The 12,847-nt window shown below is 62.1% G+C and carries 8 protein-coding genes; 4 read left to right on the top strand and 4 right to left on the bottom strand.

The annotated features are described in order from the left end of the window. Nucleotides 1-271: 271 nt before the first annotated feature. Both E3T43_RS18535 and E3T43_RS18525 read right to left on the bottom strand, forming a co-directional pair. Complete coding sequence (locus E3T43_RS18535) at nt 272-625, bottom strand: AlpA family transcriptional regulator (RefSeq protein WP_241979083.1); 354 nt, start codon at nt 623-625, stop codon at nt 272-274. 1,543 nt (nt 626-2,168) lie between these two features. After that, nucleotides 2,169-3,419: a CdaR family transcriptional regulator gene (locus tag E3T43_RS18525; RefSeq protein WP_134473526.1), complete on the bottom strand. Its 1,251-nt coding sequence runs from the start codon at nt 3,417-3,419 to the stop codon at nt 2,169-2,171. A gap of 168 nt (nt 3,420-3,587) precedes the next feature. Here E3T43_RS18525 and E3T43_RS18520 point away from each other — a divergent pair, with 168 nt between their 5' ends. Together E3T43_RS18520 and E3T43_RS18515 are read left to right on the top strand one after the other, a co-directional pair. Next, a complete protein-coding gene (locus tag E3T43_RS18520; RefSeq protein ID WP_241979082.1) occupies nt 3,588-5,339 on the top strand; it encodes an aldehyde dehydrogenase family protein in 1,752 nt (583 codons plus the stop codon). Between the two features lie 58 nt (nt 5,340-5,397). Continuing rightward, nucleotides 5,398-6,306 carry an AMP-binding protein gene (locus tag E3T43_RS18515; RefSeq protein ID WP_134473525.1) on the top strand — a complete coding sequence of 303 codons (909 nt, stop codon included), beginning with the start codon at nt 5,398-5,400 and terminating at the stop codon, nt 6,304-6,306. Between the two features lie 195 nt (nt 6,307-6,501). Here the strand turns inward: E3T43_RS18515 and E3T43_RS18510 are convergent, their stop codons facing one another. Then, nucleotides 6,502-8,004, bottom strand: coding sequence for an IS1182 family transposase (locus E3T43_RS18510; RefSeq protein WP_241979081.1), 1,503 nt, complete (start codon nt 8,002-8,004; stop codon nt 6,502-6,504). Between the two features lie 88 nt (nt 8,005-8,092). Here E3T43_RS18510 and E3T43_RS18505 point away from each other — a divergent pair, with 88 nt between their 5' ends. Both E3T43_RS18505 and E3T43_RS18500 read left to right on the top strand, forming a co-directional pair. Further along, entirely contained in the window at nt 8,093-8,773 is a 681-nt protein-coding gene (locus E3T43_RS18505; protein WP_370450007.1) for an AMP-binding protein, read from the top strand. After that, complete coding sequence (locus tag E3T43_RS18500; RefSeq protein ID WP_134473523.1) at nt 8,770-10,398, top strand: GMC family oxidoreductase; 1,629 nt, start codon at nt 8,770-8,772, stop codon at nt 10,396-10,398. The genes E3T43_RS18505 and E3T43_RS18500 overlap by 4 nt, the downstream gene beginning before the upstream one ends. A 1,191-nt stretch (nt 10,399-11,589) precedes the next feature. Here E3T43_RS18500 and E3T43_RS18490 read toward each other — a convergent pair. After that, nucleotides 11,590-12,801, bottom strand: a complete 1,212-nt coding sequence (locus E3T43_RS18490) for an FAD-binding domain-containing protein (RefSeq protein ID WP_134473521.1) — start codon at nt 12,799-12,801, stop codon at nt 11,590-11,592. Nucleotides 12,802-12,847: the final 46 nt, after the last annotated feature.

The raw sequence follows: 12,847 nt of genomic DNA, 5'->3' as shown, positions 1-12,847 counted from the left end.
CGAAGAAAAGTTAGGTCATACAAAACCCAGCCGCCAAAACCCGAGTTGACCAGCACTTCTGGAACTCTGACCGAGGCTAGCTAGGAAACTCCCGCTAGGTCCGACTTGAGGGCTGCCTGCGCGTCATTACGACTCGAGCCGGTCGCTGTCACTTTGCGCGTCTGACCGTCCCAGTCGCGGAAGCGAGTCACGGCGCGAAAAATCCCGAGACTGACCTGTTGAGTCGTAATGGCACCGAACGTGCTGATCGGGAGCCGGGGTCGTCCGGCCATCAGCGTCTGTCCCCGTGGGCGCTGGATGGTTCCGGCTCGTGGAGACCGTCCAGCCACCGCACCACGTCTGAAACGCGGTAGCGGATCTCCCGCCCGACTCGAATGCCGGAAGGGCCACGGCCGTCGGCGCGCAAGTCGTAGATCGCCTGCGCCTGCACGCCGAGATATTCGGCAAGTTCACTTGTCGTTAAAACCGGCTCAAGCCCGAGCCCGAAGTGTCGTTCGCTGTCCATAACCAGTAGGTAATCGAGGTCACTCCAGACAACTCGAACTGGGTCGTGCACCTTCTCTACGAAGACCCTGAGAAGGCGAAAATTTTTGAATAAACGGTTAATAAACGGATAGTGCGTCAAGTCTTGCCCTTTCGGTAAAGACAAGAAACCCTGATCAGATCTATTTTACAGTAGGGCGGCCGGGACTTGAACCCGGGACCGACGGTTTGCGCCCTGCTCCTTATTGAGTCTTCAAGGCACGCGCCAAAACCTCGAGTATTCTCGACCTGACGAGGAGTTCTTCGGTCTAGAGGCCTCCGTTCTCTCGAAATAGCTGGACTGGCTTCGGCCTGTTTCGAGGCAATAAACGTTGAATAAATGTGCGTGCGTCAAATCTCACCGCGAACGGCCATCGCGATCCGGCGCCTTTCCGAGATCAAGCACGGCCAAAATTCTAAAAGACCACCCGAATGTCGTCAAGAGTGCACGTTGACTCTTAGAAAACCTCCGCGTAACTATATTCATTGCTGACGATTTTCAATCGCGTTAACAGCTTGCACCGCATCGGTGCGAATGGCGTAGGGATGCCCGACTTCGAGAAAGCCTGGGTCGCAGCCCACGACACTCCTGGCTGCGCCTGCACGTTCCTGTGTGAATATACATTCTTCACGCCGTTGGTCATTGGCGAGTAGCCGCTGGACTGGCCAGCGGAATCGAAACGCGACACGCTGCTGGGTCGACGCGCTTCTGCACTCAGTATCAGCAGAAGGCCTGACACCAGCGCCTCCGCCCCGGAGTTCATACAGACGCGATCATGGGCCGCATCATCCACAACACGGTCTGGGTGGAGACGGGTACTTAGAACATGAGGGACCACAGCGCGGTGGCCAGCGCGTGATTGATGACGGATAGCGTCAGTGGCTCCCGGCCAAACCACGATTGGCGTTCTCTCGCACGATCGGTGGTGCTGAAATGCACCAATGGGTGGTGCTGAAATGCTCAACCCACCCCTGAATAATTACGTCGGTAAGTTCCACCCCTAATGTACGTGAGCGCCATCGACAGCTCGCGCCGTTGGTGTGGCTGAGCACCACCCGAAAAGCCCCTTCCACCCTGGGATGGCCTGCACCGGCGTCGCATCGCCCGCGACCACCGCATCCGAACACACTACGTCCGCATGCCTGACCTCGAGAATGCCTGGGACGCCGCCGAAGACAGCCCCGGCGGGGCCGCATACTATCGCCACAAAAGAAGACTCTCCGGAGCAGCTCAGTTGGGCGCCTGCTACCTTCCCTTCCGCTGTTGCGCGCTATAGACCATAAGCAGAGGCTCCCCCACCTCTCTCAGGACTTCCCCCGTCTGATAATCAACTTGAGGTAGCTCAGGAGAAAGATTGCACGTTGTTGTGTAACCCGCCCTCTCCTCTCGAGCCGCCTTGAAATAGACCCAGCCGCACCCAGCGACCCTGTGGCCTTGTGGCCTTGTGGCCCTGTGGCCCTGTGGCCCTGTGGCCCTGTGGCCCTGTGGCCCGAAAATATGCACCCGCGCCGCCGCCGCCCAGACCGGGGAGAGCCATGGTTCTTTTCCCCTAGGACCAATGTTCATCGCGACCACGACGACCGCGAAAGCTGCGACGACCGTTGCAGTGCCCAGCGAGCGACAACACCATCAGATGTGAGTCCGCTCAAGCGCTCCGGGGGGCTGCCCGCAAGGGCGCGCGCACGGGCTTCGCCCACAAACCGGCCAGTCGTACCGCTCGAAGGGCGGTGAAAAGTTCGGCCGCCTGCACGGGTTTGGCTACGGAACGCCCGGTCATCTCGGTTATCCGCCCCAGTCGGTGAAGTACCGTATTTCGGTGGCAATGAAGTTGCTTGCCGCACTCGGCGGTCGAACCGTCGGTGGTGAACCAGCATTCAAGCGTGTCCAGAAGCACGCGGGCATCGTCTGGATCAAGGTCAGCCAGCCCGCCGAGAACGCCATCGCGGAGTTCGGCAGCGTATGCGGGTTGAGACACAAGAATGGTATCGATCGGGGCCGCGCCGTAGAGATGCACTCCCACCGCGGCGGGGGCGATGCAACGCATGGCCAAAAGCGCTTGTCGCACCGCGACAGGCGCGCGCTCGAGGGCTTGTATCGGCAGGCTCACCCCGATTCGTGAACTGACGGTTCCGACCAGTGCGTGCGCGGCGGCGGAAGGGTGCGCACCCGCCACACTTCCGAGCAGGCCCAGATACTCACCTTTCCACGGAGCCCAGGCGGAGCTGACCCCCATCCCCCGCAGTCGGTCGGTTATGGCGGGAATTGGGTCATCATCTGAGTGCCGCATCTCAACGGCAAGAACGACGAAGGTTGCCTCCTTGGGAAGGCCAAGAGCACGAACCGCTCGACCGGCATCCCCCGAGAACTCGCCTTCCAAAATCGCGAGCAGCACGACGTTCTTGCTCTGCTGGTCTTTGCGTTCCCGTTCGTCGACGACCTCTCGGTACGTCTCCGCTGCGGCGCTCGAGTACCGGTCGATAATGCCCCATACTCCGGATGACGCGGTAAGCAGCGCTGTTGCGTGTTCGGGCGTCGTCGCCTTCGCCATCAACGCGTCCCACAGGTGTAGACCGGCAAGCCGGTATGCGTGCAGGAGACTCGCCATGGGGATGCCGTGCTCCGCTTTCACGCGGCCGGCATGGCGGGGTGCGGCGAGCGAGTCATTGATGCCGAGCAGGCACTGCAGGATCGCCTCGAGGTTGTCATGCACGATACCTTCGAGCACACCGGCGCCGAGCACGCTCTCGGCGTAGTCGTGCTCGCCGTTGATGATCTGGGCAACGATGCTGTCTGATAACTCGCCGACCGAGTCGATCATGCCCGAGAAGAGCTCGCGAGCGCCGTCCACCATGACATCCTGGGTCGGCATGCTCTGCGGCGCTTCATTGCGTTCCATTTGCACAGTGTAATCCGGTGACTCTTCCGTTTGGTTGTGCGGCCGCACAATGCACAGTTCCGAAATCGCGGCGGCGGCCCATCGCTATCGCTGACGGTGGAGCCGAGACTAGCCTGACACCGCAACCCGGAATCCGGGTCGCCGTCAGGCAACAATCAAAGGAGATTGATGACTACCACCGATCCGATGTCGAGGACACAGCCCATTCGGCCCCTCGACCAGCAGCAGCGCGACCAACTCGACGCCGCCATCATCGAGCTGGCCTCGGGTGCCAAGCGCTGGGCCAGCACCCCACTTTCCGAACGAGCCGCATTACTGGGAGCTGTGCACGCAGCCATGACGGCGGCCGCTCAGGAATGGGCGGAGACTGCCGCTGCGATCAAGGGACTAGACCCGTCATCACAGCTCGTCGGGGAAGAGTGGATCTCCGGCCCGTATGCCAGCCTTTCAGGCGCCGGTACCCTCGCTCAGTCCATCGCAGCCCTCGCTGCGGGGAGGAGCCCCCTTGCCAGCAGCCGATTCAGAACGGCCCCCGGCGGTCGCGTCATCGTCCCGGTACTTCCGACCAACGGGTACGAGTGGTTGCTGCTGCACGGATTCAGCGCTGAGATTTGGATGGCTCCTGGCCGCTCTCCCGAGGAGGTACGGGCCAGCGCTGGCCTGGGTGAGCTCACGCCGACAAGGTCGGGCGGAGTGGGACTCGTGCTCGGCGCCGGCAATATCACGTCGATTCCGCCGCTCGACGTGCTGTACGAGATCGTCGCGAACAACCGGTCGGTGCTGCTCAAACTCAACCCGGTCATGGCTGGAATGAAATCCGTTTTTGATAAGGCTCTCGCCCCCTTGATCAAATTCGGAGTGCTTCGTATCGTGCAGGGCGCCGGCGACGTCGGTGCGTATCTCACGCAGCACAATGGCATCGCGCACGTGCACATCACTGGGAGTGCGGCAACACACGATGCCATCGTCTGGGGAACGGGCGCGGATGCCGCGAGGCGCAAAGCAACGGGCACCCCGTTACTAGGCAAACCGATCACCAGCGAACTCGGCGGAGTATCGCCCATCATTGTGCTTCCGAGCGCATGGACGAAGCATGACCTACGCTATCAGGCCGAGCACGTCGTTACTCAGCGCTTGCACAACGGCGGATACAACTGCATTGCCGGCCAAGTGGTTGTCGTCAGCAGCAACTGGCCCCAGAAGAAAGCGTTCCTCGCCGAACTCCGACGGGCACTGGCGGCAGCACCTCAACGCCCCGCCTGGTACCCCGGCAGCGATGGGCGCATGAGAGCCGCATCGGCTGCGTATCCGACCGCCGAGCGGATGGGCCAAGACGGCTGCCGCCTGTTGATCGATGTCACAGCCGAAGACGACGCATCGAACGTGATCACCACGGAATATTTCTCCCCGGTGCTGGGCGTTGTCGAAGTGCCGGGCACGGGGCAAGCCTTCCTCGACGCCGCCGTCACGCTGGCCAATGACGAGTTCGTCGGCACCCTCGGTGCGAATCTCATTGTCGAGCCCAAGGTCATCCGGCAGCTCGGAACCGGGTTCCTCGAGTCCATTGCACGCCTGCGCTACGGCACGATCGCCATCAATGCGTGGACCGGCCTCGGATTCCTCACAGCAACCGCGTCGTGGGGCGCCTTCCCCGGTGCCACCATCGACAACGTGCAGAGTGGCATTGGAACCGTGCACAACGCCCTGCTCATCGATCGGCCAGAGCGCACGATCGTTCGCGGCCCGTTCCGGCCGTTTCCGCGATCGTTCGCACACGGAGAATTCACTCTTTTCCCGAAGCCGCCGTGGTTCGTGCAGGCGCGTTCCGCCGCGACGACCGGACGTCGTCTCGCGGGTTTCGCGGCCAAGCCGTCATGGCTGAAGATGCCCGCCATCTTCCTGGCGGCATTCCGGGCCTGACCCTCCGGTTATCCCGCACGCTCCCCCACACTCATCCCCAGCCAGAAGGCGAGCCGCCGTGTTCACCAGTCCCTTTCCCGACGTCGAAATCCCCAATCTCAGCGTCTTTGACCACCTCTTCGGTTCACTCGAAGTCGCATCCGCGAACCACATTGCCCTCGTCGACGGGGCGACCCGTGAGACCACCACGTACGGCGAGTTGGTGCGCCAGATCGAAGCAGTTGCGGGGGCACTCGCCGCTCGTGGCATCGGTGTGGGTAGCGTCGTGGCGCTGCACTCCCCGAACCGATCCGCTTTCGCCGTGGCGTTCCATGGCATTCTTCGAGCTGGCGCTACGGCGACGACCGTCAACGCACTGTCGACGGCCGGTGAGATGGCCACGCAGCTGGCCGACTCCAAAGCGGTAGCCATCATCGCAGCGGATACGCTGTTCGCCGTCTCTGCGGAAGCCGCCGATTTCGCCGGTGTGGCAGCAGACAACATCATCAGCATCGGTGAGGTCAGCGGGAGCACGAGTCTGGCCGACCTGATCGTGGAGGCGCATCCCGCGCCCGAGGTACATTTCGATCCGGCAACGCACCTGGCCGTGCTGCCATACAGTTCGGGCACGACGGGCAAGGCCAAGGGCGTCATGCTCACCCACCGCAATCTCGTGGCCAATGTTGCGCAGTCGGCACCCATCATCGGCGTGAGCGCCGATGATCGCGTTCTGGCTGTGCTGCCGTTCTTCCACATCTACGGCATGACGGTGTTGCTCAACATCTCTCTGGCACAACGAAGCATCCTCGTGACCATGGCACGATTCGATCTGACTGATTTCCTCAGTCTCATCCAGTCCGAGCGCATCACCTACGTCTTCATCGCTCCTCCCATCGCGGTGGCGCTTGCGAAGCATCCGCTGGTGAGCGAATTTGACCTGTCGAGCCTGCGCACGGTGTTCTCGGGGGCGGCGCCCCTAGGAGCGTGAGTCAGTAACGTCTACTCGAAGTTGGGCCGCGAGTTGCAGGCCAAGCTGCCGAGAACAGACCGAGGCGTTGATGGAGGGATCAGCCAGGTTTTCGATGTCTGATCTTTGATGCCGAGCGAAAATAGGGCCAGGGCCGCCGTGACTTCGTTGGATCGGGGCCGAGACCGCCCGTCAGGGCGGTCTCGGCCCTGTTCATTAGGTAGCCGGTCGGGCCGTCGGGGCGCTTTGCGTGGCCAGGAGCGCCTTGGTGTGCATGGTGTGCAGTTTCATCAAGTTGTGGCAGGCGGCCATCAGGTCCCACTCATGGGCTGCTTGCTCCAACCCGCGGAGCAGGACGAATTTCCCTTGCCGGGTGTGGATCTGACCGAACACGGGCTCCACGATCGCTTTGCGCCGGGCGTAAACCGCGCGGCCCTTCTTCGTCTTCAGCTTCCGCGCCATGCGCTCCCGGAGCGTCGCATCGGCCGGGATCCGGCCGCGGGGAACGTCGGGAACACGCTCACCGTGCTTGACCCGGCCGGTCGCGATGAAAAACTCGGTCCGGCCGTCGCTGGCCGCTTCAACAGTCTTCGCGTAATCCAGATTTGCTGCTGAACAATAGCCGGCATCGGCCAGGAACTGACCGGGCAGGACGCCGCTCGTGGCGTGGAGTTTCGTAACCAGCGGCACGACCTGTTCAACATCCACGCCAATATTCGTCAGCGTCGTTGCGACGATGATCTGGTGGTCGGCATCAACGATGGCTTGCGCGTTGTAGGCGTAATGGAAAGACCCGTCCGCGGTCTTCATGATCCGCGCATCCGGGTCAGTGAAGTTGCGTTGCGCCTTCGGAGCAACGACCGCGTTCTTGGCCGCGTCATCATCTTTCTGCGCGACAGCATCGTCATCGTCGCCCTTGTCCCGGGCCTTCTTCTCCGCGTCTTTCCGTGCCCGAGCGGCCGCGTCGGCCTCCAACGCGGCGCGTGCCTCAGCGAGTTTAACCAGGCGTGACTCCCGCCGGGCGAGCTCCGGCGGCAACTCGTCACCGCGTTTGTCTCTCCCGAACCGGGCATCCTCAGCGTCATCGATTGCATCGGCATCAGCCAGCAGCGCAGAGACTTCATCGGCGAGGACTTTCTGCTTCTCCGTCAACCGGGCATAACTCATCGCCTTCCGCCGGGACGCGTTCGCACGCACCTTCGTGCCGTCCAACGCGACCTGCCCGAGCGAGACCATTCCGGCCGCCCGACACAGTTCCAACGCCTGCAAGAACACGTTCCCCAGGCTCGACAGATGCCGTTTGCGGAACCGAGCGATGGAACGAAAATCCGGTGCCTGCTGCGCAGCCAACCAGCGAAACGCGACGACATCCACACAGACCCGTTCCAACTCCCGTGACGAGCGAACCCCGACGCAGTACCCGTAAAGCAAGACGCGGACCATCAGCCGGGGGTCGTAAGGGGGCTGGCCCTTCGACTTCGCGTAGGACGCGTAGAACTTCTTCAGGTCCAGCTGAGTTTCCACGATGTCCGCGATGAACCGAGACAGGTGATTCTGCGGCAGCCACTCATCCAACGACGGCGGTACCAGCATCACTGCCGCCGGTTCGAACGCCCGAAAACGTTTGTTCACACCAGCGCCAGCCTCGACCCCGTCATCCACGATCGGGTCAACATGTTCAAGTTCTGTCGCGGGGAACAGGCCATCAGAATCGCTCATAAGCAATTTTCCCAGACCAACACCCCACGGCCGGGAAATCGACCGGCGTTTTAAACTTTGCTACTACTGACCCACGCTCCTAGACGGCATCGTCGGCGGCGCTGTTGCCGAGCGGCTGAATTGCGAGGTTCTCCAAGGCTATGGAATGACCGAGATGAGCCCGGTATCGCATGCCTCACCCCGAGGTCGAACCGACATTCCCCTGAACTCGGTCGGTCTGACGGTGCCAAACGTGCAGTGCCGTATCGTTGACCCGCTCACCGGAGACGACATCGAGATCCCGGCCGTGGGCGTGAGTGAGCCCGGCGAATTGCTGTGCCGCGGCCCGAACATAATGGTGGGCTACCTCGGAAACGATGAAGCAACCCGGGCGACCATCGACGCCGACGGTTTTCTGCACACCGGCGATATCGCAACGGTGAGCGCCGAGGGGTACGTGACTGTCGTTGACCGACTCAAAGAGCTCATCAAATACAAGGGATATCAGGTCGCGCCCGCAGAGCTTGAGTCGTTGTTGCTGGGGCATCCCCAAATCGCCGACGCCGCAGTCATCGGTGTGATCGACGCGGATGGTGAAGAGGTGCCAAAAGCATTCCTGAGACTGCAACCGGAGGCCACGCTCACCGGGGAGGAGATCATGATGTGGGTCGCCGATCGGGTGGCCCCGCATAAGAAGGTTCGACAGGTGGAAATGATCGACTTCATCCCGAAGTCGGCGTCAGGCAAGATCCTGCGTAAGGATCTGCGGTCAAAAGGAGCGCTCGTATGAGTACCAACGCTGAAGAATTCGACTACATCGTCGTCGGTGCAGGATCGCCCGGAGCAGCTGTCGCAGCTCGACTCACCGAAGACGCGAGTATCTCCGTTCTGCTGCTTGAAGCCGGTGGTGTCGACGATAAGCAGGAAATCGTCATCCCGGCCGCGTTCCCGAAGCTGTTCAAGTCCGATGCCGACTGGAATTACCAGACCGAGCCGCAGGCCGAGCTAACGGGGAGGTCGATCTACTGGCCACGTGGCAAGGTGCTCGGCGGCTCATCCTCCCTGAACGCCATGATGTGGGTGCGCGGATTCGCTGCCGACTATGACCACTGGGCAAGGCTCGCCGGGGACGGCTGGTCGTACGAGGCGCTCCTGCCGTATTTCCGCAAGGCGGAGGCAGTGGAGGGCAACAGCGATCCCGACCAAGGCACGGACGGCGCGAATTCGATCTCGCACCAACGCAGCCCTCGATCGCATACCGCAACCTTTCTTGAGGCTGCCGCCGAGGTCGGAATGCCACTCGTCGCGCCGAACTCGGCAAACCCGGAAGGGGTCAGTCAAACGATGGTGAGCCAGCGTGGCGGCATGCGGCACAACACGTCGGCCGCCTACCTTGCGCCGGCAGCCGAACGCTCCAACCTGGTCGTTCGCACCGGGGCACACGCCACTCGAGTGCTGTTCGACGGAACCCGCGCTGTCGGTGTCGAGTACCTCAGCGAGGGCACCCCGACCTCGGTCTTCGCGCGCCGCGAGATCGTGCTGAGCGGCGGAGCGGTGAACACACCGCAGTTGCTCATGCTGTCGGGCATCGGCGATGCGACGCACCTCCGCTCCTTCGGAATCACCGTGCTCGTCGATGCTCCGGAGGTCGGATTGAACATGCGCGACCACCTGTTCGCGGCGCTGGCAGTCGAGACCGACGATGACACCCTCTTCGGTGCCGAGACCGAGGAGCAGCTCAACGACTTCGTCTCGCAGCAGCGCGGCATGCTCACCTCCAACATTGCGGAGGCGTACGGTTTCGTCAAGACCGACCCATCGCTCGCCTTCCCCGACATCGAGGTGCTCTTCGCCGCCGTGCCATATATCGGTGAGGGGCTCGTGGCCGCGCCGCGGCACGGCGTCAGTGTCGGCGCTATTCTGCTGCGGCCCAAGAGCCTCGGAAGCGTGCGACTCGCCTCCGCCGATCCGCTCGCGAAACCGCTGATCGATCCGAATTACCTGGGCGATCCGAACGGAGAAGACCGTAACACTTTACTCGCGGGCCTCGGCGTGTGCGAGCGTATTCTTGCCGCCACGGCGTTCGCTCCAACGCGGACTGACGGCAAGTTCATCCAACCCGCCGGGTCGGATGCTCAGACAGCGGCCGAGCGTGATGCCACGGTGATCGATGAGTTCTCACAGACCCTCTACCACCCGACGAGCACCGCTCGCATGGGATCGGATGCTGGATCAGTGGTCGACCCGGAGTTGCGTGTGCGCGGCGTGCAGGGACTTCGCATCGCCGACGCGTCGATCATGCCGGAGATCATCCGGGGGCACACGAATGCTCCATCCATCATCATCGGCGAGAAGGCGGCTGATCTTCTGCGCGCATCGGTGCCGACCAGAGTGGAAGCGGCTTCGGTTCATTGAGGTGAGTCCAGCGGCGAGGATCGCGCGGCAGCGCGGATCCATTCGGCGCAGGATCACGGTCGCGGCGAGAGTCTCCCTCGCGACCGGCGGTGGCGTGAATCAGAGGCTGGTCAGCGATGTTTGCAAACAGATTGGGCTTCATCCGCACGCCTTCCGTTCCCTGTTCCCTACCGATGATGTGCTGTTGGATGCGGTGAATGATCTCCTCGTTGAGGAGTGTGCGCAACGACTTCGAGGTGGGGTTTCGGCGTTCACCCCGAAAGGTGATGGTGTGATTCTCGACACCTGGGAGCGATCCTTTGAAGCTTGGCTTCTCTCCTCGTATACCGAGTCGAACTTCTCCGAGTCCCCCTATATCGCCAGAACACTGCCTGCGCTGCTAGAGCAGGTCAGCGAAAGGCGGTCGTAGTCGAGTAAAACCGCGAGGTGGCAACGATGATGCCTGTCCAGATCGGAAGCGTGCATTTATCGCGCCCAGCCATGCGCTCGCTACTTTCCGGTGGCAGCGGGCCCCTGACCCTCCCGTGGATTGCTTGACTCCAGAATCGCACTCTTGCGCCGTCCCCAGCGGATGAAAAGCCCCAGAGCCACGACGACGCCAACCACAACGAGAACCTGGACCACCACCCAGAAGATCCACCACGAAAGAGCACTGAATTCCATTTCGACCACCCCTCGATTCGCGGACACCTGAGCGCCCTACCGAGCGCGAGCCTAGGCCCGGGGTGTCGTTCGAGGCAGTACGCCGTCGAGCGCCTGGCCAGGAGAGAGCATCCCCAGCATCTCGTTTGACGGACATCGAGCACGACAGATCTGGGGCTGATCCACGCAACGGTCGAATACTCTGAGGCCGTGTCAGAGGGGAACCCTTGCGGGGTCTCCTGCACGGTTAGGGACCGTAGCCGAAATCCCCAGAAAAGCATTGGTGACAGGGCATTTCCTCGACGATGTGAGGTTGCAACGATACTCTCCGCGTGCTCCTCCAATGTGGGCACGGCGTTGTGAAATACATCGCAGTATTGACTGAACACCGCCGGTGTCCCGTTGCCTCCGAAGTGGGGGTTTTGAGCTTTCCGATTTTCCCAGACCGACTAGTAAGCAGTTACCGACGCTCTAAGCATTGTGCCGCGTGATGTGTCCGGCGGATGCTCGACTCTGCTAATCGTGGCGCCCTGTGTCAGGGTCCCGGGTCTACAAGCCCTGCTGCCGCAGCAGTTCAGGAATATGCTCGCGAAAAGGGAAGAACCCGCGCGCGGCGTAGGGCCAAGCGAGCGTGTCCCAGTGCCGCCTGACGATCGTGACCGTTATTCCCTCCGAGGCGAGAGCGGCGCCGAGCGTCAGCATCCGTTGCTGCACCGGGCCTACCGGTGCGTTCGGCATAACCACCGTATCGAGGCGTTCGGACTCCGCCCACTTCAGAACCGTGGAGGGGAGCGCGTCGGGCAGCACTCTCCCCGGTCGCCCGACGGCGTCTAAGGCCCGCTTGGCAGCGTCATCGAGGGCTGATGCCGTGAATCGCCGCACTGCATCCGAGGCGCCGGAGGGCGAGCGCTCGTCGGGATCGGTGGATCCGGCGATAGCCACGAGTCGGCTGTTCGAATCCAACCAGGAAAACTCGGCGCGCAGGCTTGCCGCGTCCAGATCCTCTTCGTGCAGCAACAGCCCCACTCGGGAGCCTAATGGGGTGGACTCGGTGGGAGCAATCGGTGCCCGCGTTGGCAGTGGCTCTTCGATGATCGCTCGTGCCGACGTGGCGAGTCCCGATGGCGAGAACCGGCCCTCGGTGTAGCGAGAAATGTTCGATGCCGTCGCGAGGTAGGTCTTTCCGGCTGTCTGGAGCCCGGCAACCCACCGCCAGGAGAGCGTGTTGGAGGCGGCATCGCCATCAAGAAGGTGTCGATAGAAGAAGTCCGCACCGAGTTGCCACGGCAGGCCGAGCGTGAAGATCCAGATGCTCGCAAACCACATGCGGGTGTGGTTGTGCAGGTATCCGGTGTCCACAAGCTCACGCACCCACGCATCCATCGCATCAATGCCGGTGTGCCCAGCGATGGCTTCGCGGTAACCTCCGGAGCGTGTGTCACTCGCGAGCCCGGGCTCGGCCACATCGCGGCGATACCGTCGCCACACCTCGGGATTCTGTTCGAGCCATCCCTTCCAATACGTCCGCCAGAAGACTTCCTGCACAAATTTCTCGCATGCACCGAACCGATGCCGTTCAAGCACAGCCGAAACCACTTCACGCTCGGTCAGGAGTCTGTGGCGGAGGTACGGAGAGAGACCGGAGACGTTTTCACGGGAGGGTCCAGTGTCGTGATTGCGGTCTCGCGTGTAATCTAACCCCGCATGAGGGACGAACAGGCCGAGGGTTTCGAGGCCGGCAGCTCGGGTAGGAGTGAACATCCCTCTCATCATGCACCATGTGAATTTGAGAAGGTCCAGGTCGGCC

This window comes from Cryobacterium sp. Hh7, from assembly GCF_004403155.1.
GTDB lineage: Bacteria > Actinomycetota > Actinomycetes > Actinomycetales > Microbacteriaceae > Cryobacterium > Cryobacterium levicorallinum.
This window is presented reverse-complemented; position numbering and strand designations above follow the sequence as displayed.